This window comes from Paraburkholderia polaris, from assembly GCF_012927345.1.
Classification (GTDB): Bacteria; Pseudomonadota; Gammaproteobacteria; order Burkholderiales; family Burkholderiaceae; genus Paraburkholderia; species Paraburkholderia polaris.
In genome coordinates, this window is record NZ_JABBGJ010000017.1 from 1 (window position 1) to 21,291 (window position 21,291).

27 protein-coding genes and 1 pseudogene are annotated in these 21,291 nt (G+C 60.6%); 20 read left to right on the forward strand and 8 right to left on the reverse strand.

What is annotated here, in order from left to right; genetic code table 11:
* A pseudogene (locus HHL24_RS16940) lies at positions 1-220 on the reverse strand (IS3 family transposase); the annotation flags it as partial.
* Positions 221-554: 334 nt separating this feature from the next.
* On the opposite strand from HHL24_RS16940, the gene HHL24_RS16945 reads away from it, so the two are divergent.
* The 3 genes from HHL24_RS16945 (at position 555) to otsA (ending at position 2,801) form a co-directional block, all read left to right on the forward strand.
* Positions 555-797: a hypothetical protein gene (locus tag HHL24_RS16945; protein WP_169486595.1), complete on the forward strand. Its 243-nt coding sequence runs from the start codon at positions 555-557 to the stop codon at positions 795-797.
* Between the two features lie 152 nt (positions 798-949).
* Positions 950-1,162, forward strand: coding sequence for a hypothetical protein (locus HHL24_RS16950; RefSeq protein WP_169486596.1), 213 nt, complete (start codon positions 950-952; stop codon positions 1,160-1,162).
* 211 nt (positions 1,163-1,373) lie between these two features.
* Positions 1,374-2,801, forward strand: a complete 1,428-nt coding sequence (otsA, locus tag HHL24_RS16955) for an alpha,alpha-trehalose-phosphate synthase (UDP-forming) (protein WP_169486597.1) — start codon at positions 1,374-1,376, stop codon at positions 2,799-2,801.
* A gap of 82 nt (positions 2,802-2,883) precedes the next feature.
* On the opposite strand, the gene HHL24_RS16960 is transcribed toward otsA, so the two are convergent.
* From HHL24_RS16960 to HHL24_RS16975, 5 genes are all read right to left on the reverse strand, one after another.
* A complete protein-coding gene (locus HHL24_RS16960) occupies positions 2,884-4,323 on the reverse strand; it encodes an MFS transporter (RefSeq protein ID WP_169486598.1) in 1,440 nt (479 codons plus the stop codon).
* 147 nt (positions 4,324-4,470) lie between these two features.
* Positions 4,471-4,974, reverse strand: coding sequence for a YbhB/YbcL family Raf kinase inhibitor-like protein (locus HHL24_RS16965; RefSeq protein WP_169486599.1), 504 nt, complete (start codon positions 4,972-4,974; stop codon positions 4,471-4,473).
* Between the two features lie 217 nt (positions 4,975-5,191).
* A complete protein-coding gene (locus tag HHL24_RS43625) occupies positions 5,192-5,638 on the reverse strand; it encodes a very short patch repair endonuclease (RefSeq protein ID WP_206002896.1) in 447 nt (148 codons plus the stop codon).
* A gap of 45 nt (positions 5,639-5,683) precedes the next feature.
* Positions 5,684-6,967 (reverse strand): DNA (cytosine-5-)-methyltransferase, encoded by a 1,284-nt coding sequence (gene dcm / locus HHL24_RS43630; RefSeq protein WP_329606685.1) that lies wholly within the window; start codon positions 6,965-6,967, stop codon positions 5,684-5,686.
* Positions 6,968-7,249: 282 nt separating this feature from the next.
* Positions 7,250-7,576 (reverse strand): hypothetical protein, encoded by a 327-nt coding sequence (locus HHL24_RS16975; RefSeq protein ID WP_169486600.1) that lies wholly within the window; start codon positions 7,574-7,576, stop codon positions 7,250-7,252.
* Between the two features lie 178 nt (positions 7,577-7,754).
* On the opposite strand from HHL24_RS16975, the gene HHL24_RS16980 reads away from it, so the two are divergent.
* The 3 genes from HHL24_RS16980 (at position 7,755) to HHL24_RS16990 (ending at position 9,322) form a co-directional block, all read left to right on the forward strand.
* Positions 7,755-7,946 (forward strand): CsbD family protein, encoded by a 192-nt coding sequence (locus HHL24_RS16980; protein WP_035552219.1) that lies wholly within the window; start codon positions 7,755-7,757, stop codon positions 7,944-7,946.
* A gap of 224 nt (positions 7,947-8,170) precedes the next feature.
* Positions 8,171-8,392: a hypothetical protein gene (locus HHL24_RS16985; RefSeq protein WP_169486601.1), complete on the forward strand. Its 222-nt coding sequence runs from the start codon at positions 8,171-8,173 to the stop codon at positions 8,390-8,392.
* A 222-nt stretch (positions 8,393-8,614) separates the two neighbouring features.
* Positions 8,615-9,322 (forward strand): glutathione S-transferase N-terminal domain-containing protein, encoded by a 708-nt coding sequence (locus HHL24_RS16990; RefSeq protein ID WP_169486602.1) that lies wholly within the window; start codon positions 8,615-8,617, stop codon positions 9,320-9,322.
* A gap of 95 nt (positions 9,323-9,417) precedes the next feature.
* Here HHL24_RS16990 and HHL24_RS16995 read toward each other — a convergent pair whose 3' ends face one another.
* A complete protein-coding gene (locus HHL24_RS16995; protein ID WP_169486603.1) occupies positions 9,418-9,627 on the reverse strand; it encodes a hypothetical protein in 210 nt (69 codons plus the stop codon).
* 634 nt (positions 9,628-10,261) lie between these two features.
* Between HHL24_RS16995 and HHL24_RS17000 the strand changes: the two genes are divergently transcribed.
* The 13 genes from HHL24_RS17000 (at position 10,262) to HHL24_RS17060 (ending at position 20,136) form a co-directional block, all read left to right on the forward strand.
* On the forward strand, positions 10,262-10,825 hold the full coding sequence (locus HHL24_RS17000; RefSeq protein ID WP_169486604.1) for a hypothetical protein: 564 nt from the start codon (positions 10,262-10,264) through the stop codon (positions 10,823-10,825).
* A gap of 122 nt (positions 10,826-10,947) precedes the next feature.
* Entirely contained in the window at positions 10,948-12,300 is a 1,353-nt protein-coding gene (locus HHL24_RS17005; protein ID WP_169486605.1) for a hypothetical protein, read from the forward strand.
* A gap of 182 nt (positions 12,301-12,482) precedes the next feature.
* The gene (locus tag HHL24_RS17010) at positions 12,483-12,776 is read left to right on the forward strand and encodes a helix-turn-helix transcriptional regulator (protein WP_206002897.1); all 294 of its coding nucleotides are present in this window, start codon (positions 12,483-12,485) and stop codon (positions 12,774-12,776) included.
* A gap of 3 nt (positions 12,777-12,779) precedes the next feature.
* Positions 12,780-13,505, forward strand: a complete 726-nt coding sequence (locus HHL24_RS17015) for a Rha family transcriptional regulator (RefSeq protein ID WP_169486606.1) — start codon at positions 12,780-12,782, stop codon at positions 13,503-13,505.
* The gene (locus HHL24_RS44060; protein WP_230417491.1) at positions 13,502-14,353 is read left to right on the forward strand and encodes a hypothetical protein; all 852 of its coding nucleotides are present in this window, start codon (positions 13,502-13,504) and stop codon (positions 14,351-14,353) included. The genes HHL24_RS17015 and HHL24_RS44060 overlap by 4 nt, the downstream gene beginning before the upstream one ends.
* Positions 14,346-14,627: a hypothetical protein gene (locus HHL24_RS17025; protein WP_169486607.1), complete on the forward strand. Its 282-nt coding sequence runs from the start codon at positions 14,346-14,348 to the stop codon at positions 14,625-14,627. Before HHL24_RS44060 ends, HHL24_RS17025 begins: the two co-directional genes overlap by 8 nt.
* Positions 14,620-14,856 (forward strand): hypothetical protein, encoded by a 237-nt coding sequence (locus HHL24_RS17030; RefSeq protein ID WP_169486608.1) that lies wholly within the window; start codon positions 14,620-14,622, stop codon positions 14,854-14,856. Before HHL24_RS17025 ends, HHL24_RS17030 begins: the two co-directional genes overlap by 8 nt.
* A complete protein-coding gene (locus HHL24_RS17035; protein ID WP_169486609.1) occupies positions 14,849-15,112 on the forward strand; it encodes a hypothetical protein in 264 nt (87 codons plus the stop codon). The genes HHL24_RS17030 and HHL24_RS17035 overlap by 8 nt, the downstream gene beginning before the upstream one ends.
* Positions 15,105-15,317 carry a hypothetical protein gene (locus HHL24_RS17040; RefSeq protein WP_169486610.1) on the forward strand — a complete coding sequence of 71 codons (213 nt, stop codon included), beginning with the start codon at positions 15,105-15,107 and terminating at the stop codon, positions 15,315-15,317. Before HHL24_RS17035 ends, HHL24_RS17040 begins: the two co-directional genes overlap by 8 nt.
* The gene (locus HHL24_RS17045; protein WP_169486611.1) at positions 15,310-15,648 is read left to right on the forward strand and encodes a hypothetical protein; all 339 of its coding nucleotides are present in this window, start codon (positions 15,310-15,312) and stop codon (positions 15,646-15,648) included. The genes HHL24_RS17040 and HHL24_RS17045 overlap by 8 nt, the downstream gene beginning before the upstream one ends.
* Complete coding sequence (locus HHL24_RS17050; RefSeq protein ID WP_169486612.1) at positions 15,645-18,452, forward strand: DUF927 domain-containing protein; 2,808 nt, start codon at positions 15,645-15,647, stop codon at positions 18,450-18,452. Before HHL24_RS17045 ends, HHL24_RS17050 begins: the two co-directional genes overlap by 4 nt.
* Positions 18,453-18,710: 258 nt before the next feature.
* Positions 18,711-19,154 carry a hypothetical protein gene (locus tag HHL24_RS17055; protein WP_169486613.1) on the forward strand — a complete coding sequence of 148 codons (444 nt, stop codon included), beginning with the start codon at positions 18,711-18,713 and terminating at the stop codon, positions 19,152-19,154.
* Complete coding sequence (locus HHL24_RS17060; protein ID WP_230417492.1) at positions 19,144-20,136, forward strand: hypothetical protein; 993 nt, start codon at positions 19,144-19,146, stop codon at positions 20,134-20,136. Before HHL24_RS17055 ends, HHL24_RS17060 begins: the two co-directional genes overlap by 11 nt.
* A gap of 176 nt (positions 20,137-20,312) precedes the next feature.
* Here HHL24_RS17060 and HHL24_RS17065 read toward each other — a convergent pair whose 3' ends face one another.
* A complete protein-coding gene (locus HHL24_RS17065) occupies positions 20,313-20,783 on the reverse strand; it encodes a ParB N-terminal domain-containing protein (RefSeq protein ID WP_169486614.1) in 471 nt (156 codons plus the stop codon).
* A gap of 100 nt (positions 20,784-20,883) precedes the next feature.
* Between HHL24_RS17065 and HHL24_RS17070 the strand changes: the two genes are divergently transcribed.
* Entirely contained in the window at positions 20,884-21,105 is a 222-nt protein-coding gene (locus tag HHL24_RS17070) for a hypothetical protein (protein WP_169486615.1), read from the forward strand.
* Positions 21,106-21,291 lie beyond the last annotated feature (186 nt).

The following is a 21,291-nucleotide window of genomic DNA, read 5'->3' on the forward strand; positions in this document are numbered from 1 at the left end:
TCTCCAGCACCACCCTGAACTTGTCGGCGCTTGACCATCGATCGCTGGTTTTGCCATTGCCCGGCATGAATTTCCCTGTCTGTCTTGCACTTTGCCGCCAGGTCCGTAGCGTCACCGTCGTGATGCCCGTCGCTCCTGACAACTCGATGACCGCACGATTGAACGGCGGCATCATCTGCTGGATTGCCCATTCCCGGGTTTCCGCTGAATAGCGTTTCATTTCCCATTCGCTGTCCGCCCCCCATCTTTACATCAATCGGTTCGGGTGAGGCGACAACTAGCCTGACATGGAGGGCCGCCGCAAAGAAAGATAAGCAAAGAAAGCGGCTCAAACCGCTCATGCTAAGTGGGCACCGTGGCCTGCAAGTGGTAGTGGCTCCGTAGAATCTGTGTTCGTGCACCTGCATGCGCTAGTGACAAGGGTGTCATTCTTCCGGCGGCGCTGCGCGCGCCGAAGCGTACTTCACCAAACCGTCCGCTAGTCTTTGCGCGCGCCTTCAATTCGGCATAGGCCTTGCTGCATTCAATTGAACGCGAAAACGAGGATAACCGACATGCCGGAATACGCCGCTGTTCCCACGCCTCCCCTCCCGATGCACGCTCACCGTCCCGAGCCAATCGAGCCGCCATCGCCGCCGCCGGATCCGGGCGAGCCCGACACGATTCCAAATCCCAGCCCGACTCCGGACCCCATCGAACCGGTCGCGCCGCCGATCGGCGATCCGCCGCCACAACCCACGCAAACGCCACAAGCCAGCGAGCGTCTGCCGTCGCGCGCTGTGAGCATGCACCTCTGACACGCTCCGTGCGCTGGACCACAGTCCGGCGCCGCGAATTTATGTACTTGTTACAAAGCCGGCGCATCTTTTACAGGCAATTTACCGTCGTGAACCCTACACTGAATTGATGCCGTCTCGATGGCGGCGCGCTTCCCGTGGAGGCATCGATCATGAGACATCCAGCACTGCGACGTTCCGCGCGCCACTCGAAGCGCGACTCCCGACCGGCCACCAGCAAGAGCAGCCCGGAAGAGTCGCCGGACCCGGCCGCGCAGAATCGCGTCGCGCCCGATGCGCCGCCAGACGGCGAGCACAATCAGGGCGGCGTGCGTCGGGAAGGACTGGAGTACCAGCGCGATCTCGGCTCGGAACAGGACGCATGAACCCGTCTGACAGCAGGTAAGAAGGGTTCCGGTTTCGTCGTACAAAGCAGAAAAAACTTCTTCGCGATGCGTCGATATCGCGCGTTTCTGCTCGTTCGTCACATTTGCATACATTTTTATTTTCAGCATCTCAAAAAACGGCACGCGACTTGCGTGCACCTTCTTGGCACATATCCGTATGCAACGAAACAACTGACTAGGTGGAGCACCAATGAGCAGACTGATCGTGGTATCGAATCGTGTGGCGCCGACCCAGGAAGGCCGCCCCGCAGCAGGTGGGCTCGCGATCGGCGTGCTGGACGCGTTGAAGGAAACTGGCGGCGTCTGGTTCGGCTGGAGCGGTGAAACGGTGAGCGAGTCGTCCCCTCCGGTGATCGAGAAGCAGGGCAATGTGACGTACGCGACGGTGGGCCTCACCAAGCGCGACTATGACCAGTACTATCGCGGCTTTTCGAACGCGACACTGTGGCCGACGTTCCACTATCGCAACGACCTGTCGCGCTACGACCGGCAGGAATACGCGGGCTATCAGCGTGTCAACGCGACGCTCGCCAAACAGCTCAAGGAGCTGCTCAAACCCGATGACATCGTCTGGGTGCACGACTATCACCTGCTGCCGTTCGCGCGATGCCTGCGCGAGCTCGGCGTGAAGAATCCAATTGGCTTCTTCCTGCATATCCCCTTTCCGGTGCCGGAAGTACTCCGCACGATTCCGCCGCACGAGGAATTGGTCAAAGCCATGTGCAGCTACGACGTGGTCGGTTTCCAGACCGAGGCGGACCGCCAGTCGTTCGTCGACTTTATCGAGCGCGGCCAGCACGGCACCTCGAGCGAAGACGGCATGGTGCACGCCTACAACCGTTTCCTGAAAGTGGCGGCGTACCCGATCGGCATCTATCCGGACGCGATCGCCAAGGCCGCCGAGCAATTCACCGATCGCAAGCCGGTGCGCAGCCTGCGTGACGGCATGCGCGGGCGCAAGCTGATCATGAGCGTCGACCGGCTCGATTATTCGAAGGGTTTGGTGGAGCGCTTTCAGGCGTTCGAACGACTCCTGCTGAATGCACCGGGTTGGCACGGACGCGTATCGCTGGTGCAGATCGCGCCGCCGACGCGCGCGGATGTGCAGACGTACCAACGCATTCGTCAGACGCTGGAAGGCGAGGCCGGTCGCATCAACGGCCGTTTCGCGCAACTCGACTGGACGCCGATCCAGTACCTGAACCGTAAGTACGAGCGCAATCTGCTGATGGCGCTGTTCCGTCAGTCTCAGGTCGGCTATGTGACGCCGCTGCGCGACGGGATGAACCTGGTCGCCAAGGAGTACGTTGCATCGCAGGATCCGGCCGATCCGGGCGTACTCGTGTTGTCGCAATTTGCCGGTGCGGCCGAGCAACTACCGGGGGCGCTGGTCGTCAATCCGTTCGATCTGTCGCAGATGGCTGAGGCGCTCGAGCGCGCATTGTCGATGCCGCTCGCCGAGCGTCAAGCGCGCCATGCGGACATGATGGCGCCGATGCGCGAGAACAATCTGTCGGTCTGGCGCGATACGTTCCTGGGTGATCTGCGCAACGTCGCGACCGCCTCTTCGGTGACGGCCAAAGCGGTAAAGCTCGCTGACGTGACGGCATCGTCGTAGTCGCATCAGCGGCGGCGCGGCTTTGTTCCAGAGCCGCGCGGGCTGGTCACGTCGAACTGTTTGCTTGCACCCGCTGGAACGTTTACGCGCGCTGCATCACGCGCAACGTACTGACCACGGCGGCGACCGCTGAAAAGCACGCGGCCACATACAGCACGACAGTCGGCCCGTGCTGCGGCGCAATGCCGAAGATCAGCGCGACCAGTGCCGCGCCGAGCGTCTGTCCGGTGAGGCGCGCGGTGCCGAGCATGCCGCTCGCACCGCCGCTGCGCTCACGCGGCGCGGCGGACAACATGGTCCGATTGTTCGGCGACTGGAAGATCCCGAAGCCCGCGCCGCACAGCGCCATGCGCCACGCGATCTGCATGGGTTCGGGATGCGCGCCGAGGGTGGCGAGCAGCAGCAGGCCCACCGTCATCGCAACGAGTCCAACGCCGCCTAGCCAGCCTGACGACACCTTGTCCGACAGTACGCCGGCAATCGGCGCGGCGATGATGATTACCGCCGGCCACGGCGTCATCAGCAAACCGGTTTCTACCTGCGAGAAACCGAGCGTGTCCTGCAACAGAAACGGCAACGACACGAAGGCCAGCATCTGCGCGCAGAACGAACAGACCGAGGTGCCGATCGAGAGGGCGAACACCGGAATCCTCAGCAAATCGATTGGCAGCAGAGGCGCGGACTGGGTCAACTGACGGCGCACAAAGAAGTAGCCGATCACAACCGCGCCGAGTGCTTCCGCGACGACCCAGCCGAAATGCTCGCCATGACCGAGACCGTCGACAGCGAAAATCAGCAGACCGAACACAAACGCGTTCATCACCGCGCTCAGATAGTCGTACGGAGACTCGTGGCCGGGATTCATCGGCAGCGCCTTGAAGCCGCCGACAATCGCCGCGATTCCGATCGGCACATTGATCGCGAACAGCCACGGCCACGAGGCGACAGCGAGCACGCCGGAGGCTACCGTCGGCCCGACTGCCGACGATACCGCCACGACCATCGCGTTGATCGCAACGCCGCGCCCAAGCTGCGCGGGCGGATAGATCATGCGCACGAGCGCGGTGTTCACGCTCATGATGCCCGCCGCACCGAAGCCCTGGACCACGCGAGCGAGCGCGAGCGTCGGCAGCGAGGTGGACAATGCGCAACCGAACGACGCCACGGTGAACAGAATCAGCCCGGCCAGATAGATCCGCCGGTAGCCGATGCGATCGCCAAGCGACGCGAGCGGTAGCAGGGAAATGGTGATGGCGAGCTGGTAAGCGTTGACGACCCAGATCGAGCCGGCTGCGCTCGCATGCAGATTGCGCGCGATGGTCGGCAGCGCCACGTTGGCGATCGCGCTGTCGAGCACTGCCAGCGTGAGGGCGAGGGCGATAACCAGCATCGCCCAGTAGCGTTGCGGAATCGGCAAGCCTTGTTCGGTGCTATCCGCGAGTGGTGTGCCGGCGGCGAGTGGGGTAGCCGAGGCGGCATCGGCCGGCATCGAACTGTCCTTGCGCGATGGTTGTGCGTGCATCGTTCTTTTGGATTTGGGGTGGGGCGGTTCATCGACCCTGCGACCCTGCGATGAACCACGCGCGCTGCGTGCCGCCCTGGAAAGACAAGACGGCACGCAGCGACGATGCCGGCGCCGCAACAGCGTACCGGCATCGCGTCTCACGCATTATTTGAGTTCGTACAGACCGGTGTGGGTGGTCGAGTCGAGTTCGTTCAGATGCGTCATGAAACGCGCTACCGCATTGGTGGTGTCCGCGTTGATCGGCAGGTGCGGCACCTTCAGCGCGTGCAGGCGGAAGATGTAGCGATGCGTCCTGTCGCCACGCGGTGGCGCCGCGCCGCCGAAGCCGACCGTGCCGTAGTCGTTGCGCAACTGCAGTGCGCCTTGCGGCAGCAGCGAGCCATCGGCCTTGCCGGCGTTGCGCGGCAGTGAGCGGGCGTCTGCCGGAATGTTGACGACGACCCAGTGCCAGAAGCCGCTGCCGGTGGGTGCGTCGGGATCGTGAACGGTGAGCGCGAAGCTTTGGGTGTCGGCCGGCGGCGCATCCCACTGCAACGAGGGCGAGATGTTCTCGCCGTCTACGCCGAAGGCCTTGTCGTGATATTCGTGGGCTTTCGGCATAAAGCCGTTGGTGGGGAAATCGTCGGACCAGAGACGGAATTCAGCCATTGTGTGCCTCCCTTCTTGATTGGTTCTGGGATGGTCGGGGCGTGCTTGCTTGCTGCCGGCTTGCCATTGGATTGTTGGCAAGGCGTTAGCCAGGTGTTGCCGGCTTACTGCCCGATTTCTGCAGGTTCGGCACGCAAAAAATGCCCCGAGCTAGCCAATCGAGTGTATCACCAGCGGCCTCCGGATTTGTTCGAACCGGGCAGGCTACAAGCGGCTTTCAGCCGCGCTCCTCGAAGCGTGGCGCGTCGCTCTTCAACCACTCGACAAGCCGCTGCAATACGCCCTCGATATCGCGATTCGCTCCACGCAAAGCACATTCCCACACCACTCCGACGCGCCAGCCAGTTGCGAGTAACGCCGCCTGAACCTTGTCGTCGTTGCTGCGATTGCGGCCGATCTTGTCGCGCCAGAATTCAGGCCGCGTTTGCGGCCACTTGAAAAGATGACAGTCGTGACCGTGCCAGAAGCAGCCGTGCACCAGGACGACAGCGCGGTATCGCGGCAGCACGATGTCCGGACGGCCCGGCAGGTCGCGCGCGTCCAAACGGAAGCGAAAGCCCTGGCCATGCAGCAGGCTGCGGATCAGAATTTCCGGTTTCGTATTGCGGCCGCGAATGCCGGACATCATCCGGCTGCGCGTGGCGCTGTCGACGATATCGACCATCGCTAGCGCCTGGGCAACGGATCGGACCGCGCAGGATCAGACCGCTCAGGAATAGAGCGAAAGGGCTTGCTTCGAACCATTGTGCGTTTCCTCGGCGAGCAGGGTTTGCACGTGCGGCAGCATGATGCGCGCGACTTCCCGCATCACCGGCATGACGACGCTGTTGCCGAATTGCCGGTAAGCCTGCGTGTCGCTGACCGGAATCCTGAAGGTATCGGGAAAACCCATCAGCCGGGCACATTCGCGTGGCGTGAGGCGCCGCGGCCGCAACTGCTCGCCCTGATAGACCAGAATTTCGCTGCCGTCCTTGTGATAACGCGCGGAGAGCGTGCGCGTGACGCTGTCGGGATAAGCCATGCCGAAGCCGAAGCCGTTCCCCGCCGCGCGATGCTTCGCCGCGTAGTTTTGCAGATAGGTCCAGAGATTCGGCGTGAGCGTGTACTTTGCTTGCACGCGTTTGCCGGAGTGGTCGAAAAAGCGATCGTGGTCCCACGGCAGCACCGGTTCGCTGCCGTCCGTGCGATGCAGGATCGAGCCGAGGCGCGGACCGCTTTCCGGCAGACGCAGATCGTCCCAGGAGAACGACGTCTTGCCGCGAAAGCCGACGATGATGATGCGTTCCCGGTGCTGCGGCGTGAAATGCTGGCCGTCGACCACGCGGTAGTGCACTTCGTAGCCGAGTTCGTCGCGCAGGGTCTGCAGGATCACGTCGAAGGTGCGGCCTTTGTCGTGCGAGAGCAGATTCTTCACGTTCTCCAGCAGGAACGCGGCGGGGCGCTTTGCCGCGATGATCCGCGCGACATCGAAAAACAGCGTGCCTTGCGTCGTGCATTCGAATCCGTGCGGGCGGCCTAGGGCGTTCTTCTTGCTGACGCCGGCGATCGAGAACGGCTGGCACGGAAAGCCGCCGAGCAGCACATCGTGGCTCGGCACCTCTTCAGCGGGAAACGAAACGATGTCGCCAATCAGCGCGTGTTCGCCGTCGGCCGGGTAGTTCTCGCGATAGGTTTTAGTGGAGAAATCGTTCCACTCGCTCGTGAAGACGCAGTCGCCGCCGTGCGCCTCGAAACCCATACGAATGCCGCCGATACCGGCAAACAGATCGATAAAGCGGAACTGGGCGCCGTCCGTAGCCGCACTGGCCTTCGCCCGGCCGCTGCTGTGCAGCAGATCGCGCAAAGCCGGTTCGAGCATGGATGGGCACGGCGTTTCGCCTTTTTCCCAGCGGCGCACCGTCTTGATGTCCTTGCCGACGTGCGCTGCGATTTCGCGTTGAGTGAAGCGGGCGCGTGCCTGTCTGAGCAGGTCGAGCGGTGCGGCGAGGGTCACGGAGGTCCTTGCTGGGAATTTTTGCGGACATTATGACCTAAGGTCGTCCCTTTTTCCTATTTTCGCCGACGAGGGGCAGAAAATTTCCGGCAATGCAAAGACCACTTTCGCCTAAATGCGACTGTCACGGTTGGACGTGTAGGCTTGTGGTGTGACGCGAATTCCCCGCGTTGCGACGTGTTCAGGCCGCGACAGGTTTCGCGGCCTTTTTTTAGCGGGGGAGGAGTCGGACTGGCCGGCGCGGAAGGCCGGCCATCAAGGCTTGCAGCGTGTCAGATATTGTCAGATATGACGGTCAGCGGCCATGAGGTGTAGCCGCCGGGGTAGCGCGGCGGCTGCCTGGGCTAGCTCATTCCATACTGGCTGGGGGCTGGCTTCGAACAGATCGAGCTGCAGCAGGAGGCTGTCGACCCCGCACAGTTGCGCATGGGACAGATGGCCGGTGTCGAGCAACTGGTGCAGACGCTTGCGCCAGTAGGTGGCCGGCAGAATCGGTCCGCCCAGATCGCCGTGTAAAGACGGCCGCATCACGCGCCCGATATGCGCGATGTCCTGGTCGATCAGCGCCGCCTGGGTTGAACCCGTCAGCGTAATGAGTGTGCGTTCCATAGCCCCTCCATGGCACCTTTACGGCAGGCTACGGCGGGACTTTAGGGCTGTTTTGAAATATTTTCCGCGACCGGCTTCACCGGGAAAAACGGGCGGGAGGCGGGCGTGGGCACACCCGTTGCTGAGTAGGGGATACTGGCGTAATGTCGCGCCGGCATTCCAAATAGTGGAGCCGAACATGAACAAGGACCAGGTGAAGGGTGTGGGTGAACAGATCAAGGGCAAGGTCAACGAAGCGGTTGGCAAGGCCACCAACAACCCGGGCAAGGAGCTCAAGGGCGACCTTCAACAAGGCGCCGGCAAAGTACAAAAAGCCTATGGCGATGCTAAGGAAGACGCCAAGGACAATGCAAAGCGCAACGCGCCGTAATTCGGCTCGCGGTGTCGCTTGACGGAAAAGGCGCTTCGGCGCCTTTTTCGTTTTTACAGGGCTTTGGGTGTCGGGTTTTGGTTGTCAGGCATCAGGAATCGGCTGCTGGGCTCCAGGCGCCGCGCCGCTTTCGCCTGGGAGTAACCCGGGTTCGGTGCCACGGATGTTCCGCGCGCCGTGCGCCGCCTTTAGACTTGGCGCATCCAAACCCGGAGGAGGCGCCCATGACACCTGAAAAAGTGCTTTCGATGTTCGAACGGTTGTACCTGGAGGGCAAAGTGCCCGTCGACCTCGAAACCACTTGTGCGAGTTTCGCCACCTGGCTGGCAGCGACATGGGAGCAGCTCGATGGCGAGCAGAAGACGTTGTTGCTGACGGTCGGCGCGACGCTCTGGCGCGATGGGTATAACCTGCGCGCCGGTACGGCGACCAAGGATTTGTGGTGAGTCCCGGTGGCTTCTTGCGGTTATGGGGTAGGGAAGCGCGTTGAGTGGCCACGTTCGCGTTGGGGTGTTTGAGGCGAGCTCAAACGCGTTGTGCTGAGTCGGTTTATATTTGTCGGTCGCGCGTTCGGGTGTTTCTTTTCGGCTTTCTGGCTGATCGCCAATTCCCGATTCCCCGATTCCGATTTCCAGCCGCAGCTCTCGCACAAGGGTTACACCATCACCATGACCGATCTTTCCACCTTTCCGATCACGAAGAAATGGCCTGCCGAGCATCCGGACCGGATTCAGCTGTATTCGCTGCCGACGCCCAACGGCGTGAAGGTGTCGATTATGCTCGAAGAGACCGGTCTGCCCTATGAGCCGCACCTCGTGCGCTTCGATACGAACGATCAGATGTCGGCGGAGTTTCTGTCACTGAATCCGAACAACAAGATTCCGGCGATCATCGATCCGAACGGCCCCGACGGCAAGCCGCTGCCGCTGTTCGAATCCGGCGCGATTCTGATTTACCTCGCGGACAAGACGGGTAAATTGATTCCGCAGGATGCCGCTGGCCGTTACGAAGCGATCCAGTGGGTGATGTTCCAGATGGGCGGCATCGGCCCGATGTTCGGCCAGGTTGGTTTCTTCCACAAGTTCGCCGGCAAGGAATACGAAGACAAACGCCCGCGCGACCGCTACATCGCCGAGTCGAAACGGCTGCTTGCGGTGCTGGATCAGCAGCTCGAAGGGCGCGACTGGATTCTGGGCGATACGTACTCCATCGCCGATATCGCGACCTTCCCATGGGTGCGCAATCTGATTGGCTTCTACGAAGCAGGGGATCTGGTCGGGATCGACGACTTTTCGAATGTGAAGCGGGTGCTGGCGGCGTTCGTTGCGCGTCCGGCGGTGGTGAAGGGATTGGACATTCCGAAACGGCCTGCGTGAGTGATTGGTGCGGCCGGGAGGGCGTGGGTTGCTACCGGCCGTAGTTCACTTCGGTTCGCGCGTTCTGCGTGGGCTACGCGTTCCCTTCCATCGAGTCAAGGCAAAGCGTTTGGATCGCCACCCATTGCGCGATAAAGGTCGCGCACAAACTGCTCGCTGACGACGTCCCATGCAGGTGAGCCATAGAGAACGTCTTCAGGATTCTTCTTGCCCTGCGCGTGACGCAAGGTGCGCACGGTCAATTCGAGGGCCATTGCTTCTTCATAAAGCGGGTGGCCCGGGCGGAGGCGGTCGTCGTTGTCCATGCCTGATTTTCGGCGGCCGCTGAGAATACTTTAGGTGTCGGCGGGCGACGCGCTTTTACAAGCCGCATAGATTCCGCGGATACGATCAGGCGAGTCCGGTCTGCACGCAAGGCAGAGTGAGATTTAGCTTCAGCCGTCGCGTATTCAGCAAACGTGGGCAATGACGGCGACAAAAAAGCCCCGCCAGGCAGCGCCGGGCGGGGCTTTTTGAGGTGTTTGGATGTTGCTGATTGGTCCCCCGACAGAACTCACGGATCCAGCTATATGAATCGTCTGGGATTGATTCATGAATTTTATACCCCCACCGATACCCCCAAAAAAGCGTAGCAGTGAAATTTACGGCTTCGGTTTCGCTTGTACGGAGCACCTGCCGGAGCGCCGAAAAGTATGCGGCATTTGTCCCGACATCATCGATACGTCGCGAGCTGGCGGAAGACTGGGTGACCGATAGGTTTCGCAGCGCAGCCGGGTTCCTCATACCATACCCCAACCTGTACAAACTCACAGTACAATCGTCCGCAACCGTTGCCCAATAGCGGCAACCATATCAAATCGCGCCTAGGCTGATCCCGAAAGCCGGGCCCCCACCCGGCCGGCGCGGTCCTCTTCCTGGGATGACTGCAATGGGAAGCAGATGGCTGACATTGATAAAGCGAACGCACGTACTAAATCTGCGCTGATCTCCGCCATGCAGGAAGTACGGCGACAGACGGGAGAGGAGCCGTTGAACGACGAAGAGCTTGCGCAATTATTCGCTGATGAGTCACCAAAAAAGAAGTGGATTGGCCCGAGGCGATCGTCTTCAGTGCTAGAAGATTTCATTGAGGAGACTTACCGTGAGCGTTATGGTCTGAAACAAGATCCGGGCGCCACTGCGAGCCTTGCTCAAAATCTAACGGCGATCGCAGACGCAAACTCGGAAATTGAGCGGCTAAGGGCCGAAGTGGAACAACTGAAGGCTGAGTTGGCACAAGGTAAAGGGGGTGAATCGCTCGCCGACCATCCCAACTGGCCGGAAGAACTTGATATCTCAATTACCGCTTGGCGAGCCGCCGTAAACGGGGCCGCGCAATCTGGACGGAAGCCAGGCGCGTTTTTGCGCGATTGGCTGCGTCAGAACTACGGAACGCTCAAAGAAGAACAGATAAAACGAATAGCGATCGTCGCAAACTGGGACAAGACGCCCGGTCCCAAATAGACCCGAGCCAGTTTCTGCTGTCCAGCCGTTAAACCAAACTGTGATTATCGACGTGGCGAACACCGGGGCCCCTACTCGGTGGGAGCGCTTCTTCATAGGGGGCTTGCGTATTGGGTGTGCAGATGGGTATCAAAGAACTGCTCGAGGAACAGGATCCCGACTTCATTAGTCTTCAGGATCTGTTGGAGCAAATGTCATCGGAAGACGGTTCCTCGGAAGAGGATGCCGCCATGCTGCTTGACAACAAGATTAGGCAGGCTTCCCGAAAGAGCCGTCCAGTACCTCGTTGGCATCAACTGCATCCGCACGGATGGGAAGCCGCGACAACCGACACCGCTGAGCGATTCCTGTCTGACATTGCCGCCTTCGGGTATCCGCTGTGTGACCTCGCCCTCGAGCTTGAGGACGGAGTGCTAATCAGCACTGAGCCGGGTGTGAGTGATTTTGGTTTTCTTCGTTCGGAAATCTACGACTTTCTTGACAGCCGAGGTCTGGAATTGAACCGTGAGGCTCATGCTCCGAGTACCTCGAAGCCATATATGAATCGTTCAGATGATGCCGGACTACCGCAAAATGACTCCGCGCCCTGTCCAGACTCGCCTGGTGATGCATCAATCAGAGATTTACTGCCTGTAGAAAAACGGGGCGCCCCAGAGCACGGCGGAGCTTGGGAAGCCAAACTCGCCTTACTCAATGGCCAACTAAAAGACGCAAGAGCGGAAACCGAGAGGGTGCGGGCCGACCTTATGGCGGCAAGCGAGAAGGATGCGCGGCGATTGCAAGAAGATCTGGATAAATATCGGAGGCTTAATGAACAACTGGCAGCAGAAGTTTCGCGGTTAAATGACCGGTTTGGTGTCGTCGGCGAGACCAACGACATACCCGGCTGGATGAAGCCTTATATCGGTCAGAGGCGTATCGCTTTCTGGGATATTTCGAAAATTCTGGCCGGGATATTACCCAAACAAGTGCCCGTGTTCGACAGCGATAAAGATCAGGAAATTCGCGAGTGGTATGCGGCACTTGAGGAGGCAGACACCGATGGAGAGTTGGGCGAAGTTATGTGGAGTGGGATCAAGGGAGATAATTTAGCTCTTCAAGCGAACGTCCGCCATTGGTGTGCGAAGCGTGGGTACCCTTGGCCGATCCCCGATCCAAACCCGTTGCCGACGACGGACAGCGAAGCACTTGCCGAGATTGAACACCTCAAAGCCGAGGTGGCGGGACTCAAGGCGGAGCTAACCGAAGCAAAGGATGGTGCCGCTTTTGCGGACCATGAAAATTGGCCCTACGAACTCGATCTGGCAATGATCGCGTGGCGGGCCGCATTGTCTGGCGCCGAGCAGGCAGCAAAAAAGCCTAAGGTCTACATGCTCGAATGGCTTGAAAAAAACTACGGCGTGAAGCTCAATCCGACCCAGCGCGATCGCATCGCGACAGTGGCGAACTGGGACAAAACCCCCGGCCCGAAGTAATACCCTGCCTATCTCAAACCCTTGCCACATAAGGGTTGCAGGCACAGCCAGCACCGATACCCAGCCTATCTCGCCCGCCACTGCTCACCGGTTAGGCAGGGTAGGCGACGTATCTTTTGCTTGATGGCCGCCATACGCTGCACCCCATCGCAATTAACGCCCATCAGGGCAAAGGAACAGCGATGGTTAGCAAAGTAGCGAGCGCGCAACCGACCGGTGGCGCGTCCCCGAATAAAGCGAAGCGCACGCCGCGCGCACTCCCGCTTCTGCCCAATCTGGACGCGTTTCCCGAGACGGGCCGTAGCCGTTGGCGCGACATCGAGCCGTTCGTCAGATACAGCCGCGAATGGGCACGTCAACATGAAATGGCGGGCCGCTTCCCGAAGCGCCAGCACATGGGGCGCACAGCCCTTTGGGAAAACTCAGAAATCAAACGCTGGCTTGCTGATCCGGTCAACTACCGCGCGGAAGCCTAAGCGATGCCGACGACCACACAAAAGCAAAAGGGCCGCGACTCTGGCAAGTACGCGACCCCGACGACCACGGCTAATGATACCGCGCTAGCGCTTCGAGAGTCACGCGGCGAATCACGGGTCGATAGTCGGATTATCGCGGCGCACCTCGGCGTCCAGCATGAAAGCTCGATGCGCAGCATCACCGACTACGCCGACGACTTCAAGGCGCTCGGAATACTCCGATTTGAAATCGGAGAAATACAGGGGCGTGGGCAGCCGGAACGCTTCGTGTTGTTGAGCGAGGATCAGTGCTATCTGCTGCTGGCCTACAGTCGCAACACGGATCGCGTCCGCGCGCTCAAGCTCAAGTTGGTGCTGGCATTCCGCGAAGCCCGCGAACGCCGCGCCCTGACCGACGCAGCATACCTGCCCGGTTATCACGCCTTGCACGACGAGGTGATGGCGCTGGCCCAACTCGCTCACGACCGAGGCAGCGTGGCCGGAGACGACGTGTTCCATTGCAACGCCAACAAGCTGGTCAACAAGGCGGCAGGCATTGGCGCTGGGATGCGCGACAAGCTCACGGATAGCCAACAGTTGATGGTTATCAACCTGCAGGCTGTGATCCGCAATACGATCCATGCCGCGATCTCCGGCGGTGCCGACCACAAGACGGCGTATCAACAAGCGAAGGATGCGGCCATGTCCTTCGCCGCGACGGCCGGCAGGTTGCTCGGAGGTGTGCAATGAACCGCAACTCTGCCGCCGCCCAGCGCGAACGCTTACTCGCCGCAGCAAACCAAGCGGGGGGTTGCTTAATGGCCGAAAAAAACTTGTTGACGCCCGTAAACCGGCAGCGCTATTCTGTGCTCGTCGCTGAAACAACAGCGACCAGGTTTGGCGACCTGAGAATGTTGGCGGACAACCGCCTCAGCGCGGTTTTTTTACGTCCGTACGCCTTCGCGCGCCCCTACGATCAACGGGCGGGCCTGGGTGGGGAGACCTTCGGGTCTGCCGGTGCCAACGTTCCGGTTCGCCAACCCCGTCCAGTGCCCGCCCACCCATTTGGCGATGGGAAGCGGGCTTTCAACCCCAACGTTGGAGGCCGCATTATGTTGCGCCGTACCCCCGCTCGTTCTGAGCAAACTCAAACACCTGATATCCAACCTGGCGATCGCGTTCGCAGCATCTGGCTTCGTCGCACCGGAACCGCCGTCAAAGTCTATCCCGATGGCTCAGCCGCCGTTCGCTGGGACGACGGCGACAAAACACTCAAGCATCAAACGATGCCGCAGCACGTGCTCGAGTTGATCGAGCAGCTGGCCCGCAGTCGCTCCAACCACGCACCTCTCCCGAATAGTCTCACCGAAAGATTTCCACTCTTCGCATACGCTGGCCGCAATGCTGCCGAGTTGTGGCTCGTTGGCGCACCGATGAGCATGGCCGACTCCCGTGATCTCCGCTTCCGCAACCTGGTAGCCGGTGACACGGTTTTCGCGGGCGATGCCGCACGCCGCGAAGCATTCAATGACGCATTTGCCCGTCAGATCGCTGTGTCGATTGCTCAGAAGTCCCGTGCGGAGGTGCGCCATGGCTAAGACCATTGTCGACAAAATGCCGACTCGCGCTGACGTGCTGCGCGAAGCAACCGACGATCTGGGCGCTGTGGCTGAAGTACTCGGCTGGATCAACACTCTGGTCCTTCACATCGACGAGCACACCGGGAGTCAAGATTCGGATCCATGGCTGCAACTTCTACGAATCAAAGAACTGGCAGGCCTAGCGCGGTATCTCTCCACGAGTTGGCGCGGCGAGGCCGAAAACATGGCCAGCAAGTTCGAAGAAGCGCTTACGGAGGTGCGCCATGCATAAGCAACTCTCCGCAACCGAAATGGCAAAGCGTGCTGCGGCTGAGTTGGCCGGTGCGCAACGCGCCATCGAGCAGGCGAATGCTCTTTTTGGAGTGATTCAAATGCTAGTCAACTGCGGCGACCCAGCACAGATTTTTCTCATGGCGCAAATTGGCGGTGAGATGACTGGCTATTCCGCAGAACGCGCGGAGTCGGAAAGCGAATATTTTGCAGGGGCCGGCCATGATTAAGCTTCCTACGTTCGAACACTGCCCGAAGGATGGCACCGTAAGCGTGACACATAGCGGATACGACATTCGCACCTATGCCGAGGTGCGCTCCGGACAACTAACCGCGCTTCTATCGGTGTTCCAATCATGCAAATTGGATGACGAGCACGCGGACATGGTCATCGTCTACGGCTTGGCCGAGGAACTCGCTCGCGAAGTCTCGGGCCTCGTTGAGACGTTCACGCGGACTGATTGCCTGGAGGTGAGCCATGAATAAACCCGATCAATCCCTCAGCAATCTTGATCGCGCTCAAAAATTGGCAACCCAACTCGACGCGCTACTTGCAGTCACCACAGGCGAGGTGGGCGAAAGCTTTCGCATACTCTCCGACTCTTTGCAGAACGGTTTCCTGTGGGCCTGTTCAGACATGGCGGGTGAATTGGCGAACATCATTGGCGAGATTGGGGTGCGCCATGAATAAGCCCACTCCACGTTACGAGCAAACCGATTTTGGCCTGAAGGTAATTTACGTTAGCGGCACGGTGTCGGTCGTTCGAGCATCCGTTTGCCAAAACCCTGTCGGCGAAGCCGCGGTCATTTCCGAGCGCCTGTACGCGCTCACAAACCTTCTGACCGGGCCGTCGGGCGCCGAGGCATTCGACAATATTCTGTCCCACGAGCAGCAGTCGATTTTCGAGATCCTCCATAGCCTTGCCGCTGAAACGGCGGCGCTGTCGGTGATGGCGCGCGATCTGGATTGCGGGTTTTCGCGTGACCACTCCGATGAGGACTCCTCATGGGGGGGCGAATGAACGCAATCGTAGATGAGCAGCAACGCGTCGAAGCGGCGCTTGCGACAATTCCTCCAGACGTAGAGCGCGAACAGTGGTGGCGTGTCGCTGCGGCCCTTAAGGATGAGATGGGCGACGCGGGGTTCGACCTATTCGACGCGTGGAGTCGGGGTGCTGAGGCGTATGTCGTAACGGACGTAAAAGATACGTGGCGCTCCGTGCAACCGGGCCGCGGTATTGGGATCGGCACCTTGTTTGATATCGCGAAGAAGCACGGCTTCGACACTCGGTCGCATCCATCCGTGCCGATCGATTCCGCCGAGTTCGAGCGGCGACGCACGGAGCGTCAGGCCCGAGCCAGGCATGCCGAGGAGAAGCGCGCGAGGGAACGGGCGCACGCGGTAACGCTTGCACTCGCCGTCTGGAGCAGGGCCAAGCCGGCAGAGGATGACCACGCTTACCTGTTCCGCAAGGGGCTGGCCGCTCCGCAGACACTGCGCGAGATTAGCGCCGACAAGCTGGCCGGCCTGATCGGCTATAAACCGTCGTCATCGAACGAGGTGCTGACGGGGCGCATCCTCGTCGCTCGTGTGCACGTTGGTTCGATTGTCACGACCCTTGAATTTATCGATGAGGCCGGACGCAAATCGGCACTGTCTGGTGGTGCCAAGGCTGGCGGGCACTGGGCGGTAACAAAGATAGGACCCGGTATCGATCGCATCCTCATCGGCGAAGGCGTAGCAACCGTGCTTTCCGCTCACGTTGCGACCGGCTGTGCGGCCGTTGCGGCACTGTCAGCAGGCAATCTAAGAAAGGTAGCTGAAGCAATGCGACAGGATTATCCGGCGGCGGAGATCGCCGTGCTGGGCGATATTGGAAACGGTCAGGAACAAGCGTTCGAAGCCGCGCAGGCTGTCGGCGGTGCCCTCGCTCTGCCCGATTTCGGATCTGACCGGCAGGAAGATCAAACGGACTTCAACGACCTGCATGTCGCGCTTGGTGCCGATGCGGTGAAGCGTTGCATCGACGTGGCTGTCGCGTCAACCGACGAACCGGAGTCCACGGTGGTCGATTCGCAGGCCGATGCTCAATCCGCCGACCGATTAATCGATGACCTGAGCTTTCCGGGACTGGATGAACGCCCATGCTGGCGTGTGTATGAAGGGTGGCACAGGGTAGGCGGGAGCAAGGTCAAGCCGGGAGTTTACTGGCATGGAGTGAAGCCGGGGAAGAATGACTCACCGCCCGCGATGATCGACAAGTGGATCTGCACGCCGATGACGGTCAAGGCCGTGACGCGCAACCGTGAGGACGCCGAGTATGGACGGCTCCTTGAAATCCTTTCCCCTGCCGGTAAGCGGAAAAAGTGGGCTATGCCCATGTCCATGCTCGCGGGGGATGGCAATGAGGCTCGCGGTGTACTGCTGAGCGAGGGGCTGGTGTTCGACCTGCACGACAAGGGCGCGATTCTTCGCTATATCGCCGGTCAGTTTCCCAAGGAGACAATGCGAGCCGCCAGCGTAACCGGCTGGCACGACGATGCATTCGTTTTGCCGGATGCGGTGATTGGTGCGGACGATATCTGGTTTCAGGCATCAGGCCGCACGGCACCCTATGCGAGCGCCGGCACGTTTGAGGGCTGGTGCGAACTCGCTGCGCTGGCGACGGGCAATCCGTTGCTCATGCTGGCGATGTCGGCGGCACTGGCGGGTCCGCTGCTAGGTTCGCTAAACGTCGACGGCGGCGGCGTGCACCTGTATGGCGATTCATCAAGTGGCAAGACTACTGCCCTGCTGGCGGCAATCAGCGTATGGGGCGGTCCGGCGTTCAAACGGACGTGGCGCGCCACGGCAAACGGGCTCGAGGGCGCTGGCTCGCTCCATTCCGACACTCTGCTTGCGTTGGATGAGTTGGGCGAGATCGACCCGAAAAGCCTGTACGAATCAGCATACGCACTTATCAATGGCATGGGCAAAACGCGAGCTAACCGGCACGGCGAGGCGCGGCAGGCGACACGCTGGCGCGTATTCCTGCTGTCGACCGGCGAGCTTACGATCGGGGCGCGAATGGGCGCCGGCGGCATCGAAGCCAAAGCCGGTCAGGAGTTACGCATTCTGGACATTCCCGTGAATGGTGCTTACGGCTTATTCGACGATCTACGCGGGCGGCCCGCTGGGGGTGTGCTGTCGGATGACGTTCGCAACCTTTCCGCGAAGCACTACGGCCATGCAGGGCCTCGATTTGTTGAAGCACTGGTCAGTAACCTGCGCACCGGCTTCAGACTGACCGACTCGCTTCAACCGCTTGTCGACCGCTTCGGTGCGGCGGAGGGGCAGGAGCGGCGGGCGGCGCGGACCTTCGCTATCTGCGCGCTGGCAGGCGAACTGTCTGTGCTGTGGGGCGTGACGCCGTGGGTCAGTGGTGAGCCAATTCAGTCCGCGATCCACGCTTTCAATCTCTGGCGCAATCGTCGCTCGACCAACGGCCACAGCGCGGAGCACGCGGCGATCCTGCGCGCCGTCTCCGACTTCATCGACAGACACGCCGATAGCCGATTTTCCAGTATCGAGGGCAGCGCGGACCTTGTTCGCGACCGAGCGGGGTACTGGAAGCAGGACGGCGGCGGCAGGCTGTACCTGTTCACGTCCGGCGGCCTGCGGGAAGCGACGAAGGGTTACGACATGTCTCGCGTGACGGCAGCGCTTGCGAAGGCTGATGCGCTTGACAGCGAATCCGGGCGGCATACGAAAAGCACGCGTACCCCAGACGGTCGAAAGACGAAGCTGTATCACGTCAACCCGGAAAAGCTGACAGAGGGCGAATGATGCAAGTGCTATCGCAATTTCGATCGGGGACAACGGGGACAACGGGGGCGGCCTTATGTGGCAAGCCTTGCAGGCGTCCCCACTTCACGAGATCTACCGGGGACACCGGGGACGAGTTGTACTCCGGATGGACGCCGGATACACGTTTGTCCCCGCCGCCCCCACTAGCCCAACAGCAATGGGGACACGGCAAATCCTTGTGCAGCAAGGCTGTCCCCACCGTCCCCGCTGTCCCCACTCAAAACGCTGGAGGCAAATATGCTTTCTAAGAAGATCGATGCGGCACAGGTTCAGGACGGCCGTGATCAGCCAGAGATCGAATGGCCAGCTTGCCTAGATTTCGCCGTCAGTTACGGTATGGGGCGACACATCGACTCCGATGATGCGCTTTCCGAGCGCTTCTCGTGGACGGTAGAGCCACGCTACCGAGGTTTGTTCTGGCCGTGGCGCGAAAGCATGACTGTGCTGGACGCCCGCTATATGCGCGTGGACTTGATCGGCATGATCGAGGAACTAGCGGGACTTGAGTGCTGGCCGAGCTCACTGCTGGACGAGGTGCTGGCTACTGCTGTGCGCGCTCCATTGTCGGCGTTGTTGCCCGACTTGTACCACTTCAACGAACGACTGTCGGCGGCGCGCGCTGAGGCTGCGACGCGAACCGCACTGGACCAGTCGCAGTGGGGGCATACCGATGACCATTGATATGGATGCGCTTCGCAAATCCGGGCTTTGCTTGGCGATCGCAGCGACCGGCACGGCAGTTTGTATCTCGGTGCTCGCCGGATGGCAGCGTGGCGGCTGGCTGTCGGAGCGCCTGCTGTGGGTCGCGATCGGCGCGGTGCTGGTCGTAAGTGCTCATCTGCTGCCAGCACTCTGCAAAGCCTCGCCCGTTGCGGTTCGCTGGGTTGGGGGAATCCTATGGGCTGCATGCATGGTTGCGACTTGCTACGGTCACGCCACATTCTTCCTGATGGCTCAGCAGCACGCCGGGGAGGTTCGGGCCGCGGTAGTCGCGGTGCCCGCCAGCATCGTCACGACCGGTCGCGGCTTGACGGAGATTGCCGATGAGCGTGCTGCGACGGTCGCTGAGCTTGCGACCTTTACGGCGCAGCGGTGCATCGGCGGGTGCGCGACGGCGCGGGTGAAGCGGGCGACGCTCACGGCACAGCTCGACGCGCTTGACGTAGAAGCGACTGAAACGAAACGACGGGAAGCGGCCGAAGACCGGCTGACAGTTCAGCAGGATCATGCCGTGACGCTGCGTGACGCGATGCGCGCCGATCCAGTCACAACTAGGGTAGCGGCGTTCGTCGGCATCCCGGAGTCGCGGGTTGACCTGGTGTCAGGGTTGGCGTTTGCCGGCGTGCTCGAGGGCGTCGCCTGTTTGCTCTGGTTCGTGGCCTTTCAGGCCCGTGACTCAGGGGCGGCCGGCGCAGTCACGTCCGCTCAGACCGCGCCAGTCACGGCGAGTAACGAGGCAGTCACGACCCGTCACGCGCCGGTCGACGAGCTTGTGACGCTTCAGTCGGAAGATCCAGAAAGCGAGGTGACGCGACTGGCGAGCGAGATCGCAGCCGGACGTGTGCGCGCGACCGTGGCGGATATTCGGCGGTATCTCGGTTGCTCACAGGCGAAAGCGGCGGCACTGCGCCGGCAATTCAGTGAATCGGCAGTGAACCAATGACCGAAGGTAACGAGGAGAAGAATGATTGGCGGACTGCAAACGGCAAGCTGTACGGCACGGCGACGAGCAAGACCGGCGCGAGCAACAGCGCGAGGTGACGGCTTTGCTTCGGGCCTGCATGACTGGCTGAAACGTATTTGAAAGTACAATTCGACTACGCGCACACTGGCCAAGGGCTATGTCACAAGTTCGTAGCCGTCAATCGACAGGATGAAGCGCGAAATGTCTTCTCGCTCAAGGTAATAGGCCGGAAGGCGCGTAACACTATTGAGATGCGCGTACGCCAGTCGGTGATTGCCGTCGATAACCACGTACGTTCCGTGCCACGATCCATCATCTCGAACCTCTGTCATGCCACTCGAGTCGGGGCCAACATCGGCCACGATTATTGGGCGCTTTAGTGCGCCACTCTGGGCGACAGTTTCGACATGGCTCCGGCTAAGGGTAACGCGGTCCCGTCCCGAGGTTGGCGTTGACTCATCGTCGAATCGTAGCATCTCAGTTAAATACCAATCCATTAAACCTTTCCCGATGTAGGTCAGGCGCGGGATTAGCAACCGTTGTTCGATTTCAGACAGAATGGCTGATATGTCGTACACGGTCGACTTCCATTCGAACGTCTCTGACTTCGACTCTTTGCTACCCATGGCGTCACCTAATGAGGTCAATTGGCCGCAGTGTAAGAGCGAGTGTCAGGAATAGCCACCCCGCCATTTCAGACGTTAGAGAAGAGTCATGTAGCTGCCTGTGACGCTCCGACTTCGCAGCGCCGACGCGATGACCGGAGAAATTGAGATTCAGCGCCAGGTGCCGCTCGATACGTGGCTGCACGAGAACGCAGGCGCGCGGACTATCTGGCGCTTCGGCAGTCCGCGTCTGATTGACCCCGCCGACACGGGCAAATGGTTACGGCGGCACGAAGCGAGACTGACCGTGCGGGGCGCGGTGATGCGCTTGGGCGCTGCGTGACGGATTTCGGAGCCGACGCTCCGCCCGGCGCTGTTCGAGATACTCGGCGAGGAGCGTGAGCGCGCGAGCAAGACAAGGCCGTGACGGGATTTACCTTGACCCAGCCTTGACGGATTCCGATCGCTCATTTCCCTGAAATCCTTGCTAGGCGGTTCTTTCAGGGAAACCGGCGCACATTGCGGTCAA

Excerpts from the sequence above, each read along its gene's own strand:
- HHL24_RS16945 (WP_169486595.1), top strand. The coding sequence starts at position 555 with ATGCCGGAATACGCCGCTGTTCCCACGCCTCCCCTCCCGATGCACGCT.
- HHL24_RS16950 (WP_169486596.1), top strand. The coding sequence starts at position 950 with ATGAGACATCCAGCACTGCGACGTTCCGCGCGCCACTCGAAGCGCGAC.
- otsA (WP_169486597.1), top strand. The coding sequence starts at position 1,374 with ATGAGCAGACTGATCGTGGTATCGAATCGTGTGGCGCCGACCCAGGAA.
- HHL24_RS16960 (WP_169486598.1), bottom strand. The coding sequence starts at position 4,323 with ATGCACGCACAACCATCGCGCAAGGACAGTTCGATGCCGGCCGATGCC.
- HHL24_RS16965 (WP_169486599.1), bottom strand. The coding sequence starts at position 4,974 with ATGGCTGAATTCCGTCTCTGGTCCGACGATTTCCCCACCAACGGCTTT.
- HHL24_RS43625 (WP_206002896.1), bottom strand. The coding sequence starts at position 5,638 with ATGGTCGATATCGTCGACAGCGCCACGCGCAGCCGGATGATGTCCGGC.
- HHL24_RS16975 (WP_169486600.1), bottom strand. The coding sequence starts at position 7,576 with ATGGAACGCACACTCATTACGCTGACGGGTTCAACCCAGGCGGCGCTG.
- HHL24_RS16980 (WP_035552219.1), top strand. The coding sequence starts at position 7,755 with ATGAACAAGGACCAGGTGAAGGGTGTGGGTGAACAGATCAAGGGCAAG.
- HHL24_RS16985 (WP_169486601.1), top strand. The coding sequence starts at position 8,171 with ATGACACCTGAAAAAGTGCTTTCGATGTTCGAACGGTTGTACCTGGAG.
- HHL24_RS16990 (WP_169486602.1), top strand. The coding sequence starts at position 8,615 with ATGACCGATCTTTCCACCTTTCCGATCACGAAGAAATGGCCTGCCGAG.
- HHL24_RS16995 (WP_169486603.1), bottom strand. The coding sequence starts at position 9,627 with ATGGACAACGACGACCGCCTCCGCCCGGGCCACCCGCTTTATGAAGAA.
- HHL24_RS17000 (WP_169486604.1), top strand. The coding sequence starts at position 10,262 with ATGGCTGACATTGATAAAGCGAACGCACGTACTAAATCTGCGCTGATC.
- HHL24_RS17005 (WP_169486605.1), top strand. The coding sequence starts at position 10,948 with ATGGGTATCAAAGAACTGCTCGAGGAACAGGATCCCGACTTCATTAGT.
- HHL24_RS17010 (WP_206002897.1), top strand. The coding sequence starts at position 12,483 with ATGGTTAGCAAAGTAGCGAGCGCGCAACCGACCGGTGGCGCGTCCCCG.
- HHL24_RS17015 (WP_169486606.1), top strand. The coding sequence starts at position 12,780 with ATGCCGACGACCACACAAAAGCAAAAGGGCCGCGACTCTGGCAAGTAC.
- HHL24_RS44060 (WP_230417491.1), top strand. The coding sequence starts at position 13,502 with ATGAACCGCAACTCTGCCGCCGCCCAGCGCGAACGCTTACTCGCCGCA.
- HHL24_RS17025 (WP_169486607.1), top strand. The coding sequence starts at position 14,346 with ATGGCTAAGACCATTGTCGACAAAATGCCGACTCGCGCTGACGTGCTG.
- HHL24_RS17030 (WP_169486608.1), top strand. The coding sequence starts at position 14,620 with ATGCATAAGCAACTCTCCGCAACCGAAATGGCAAAGCGTGCTGCGGCT.
- HHL24_RS17035 (WP_169486609.1), top strand. The coding sequence starts at position 14,849 with ATGATTAAGCTTCCTACGTTCGAACACTGCCCGAAGGATGGCACCGTA.
- HHL24_RS17040 (WP_169486610.1), top strand. The coding sequence starts at position 15,105 with ATGAATAAACCCGATCAATCCCTCAGCAATCTTGATCGCGCTCAAAAA.
- HHL24_RS17045 (WP_169486611.1), top strand. The coding sequence starts at position 15,310 with ATGAATAAGCCCACTCCACGTTACGAGCAAACCGATTTTGGCCTGAAG.
- HHL24_RS17050 (WP_169486612.1), top strand. The coding sequence starts at position 15,645 with ATGAACGCAATCGTAGATGAGCAGCAACGCGTCGAAGCGGCGCTTGCG.
- HHL24_RS17055 (WP_169486613.1), top strand. The coding sequence starts at position 18,711 with ATGCTTTCTAAGAAGATCGATGCGGCACAGGTTCAGGACGGCCGTGAT.
- HHL24_RS17060 (WP_230417492.1), top strand. The coding sequence starts at position 19,144 with ATGACCATTGATATGGATGCGCTTCGCAAATCCGGGCTTTGCTTGGCG.
- HHL24_RS17065 (WP_169486614.1), bottom strand. The coding sequence starts at position 20,783 with ATGGGTAGCAAAGAGTCGAAGTCAGAGACGTTCGAATGGAAGTCGACC.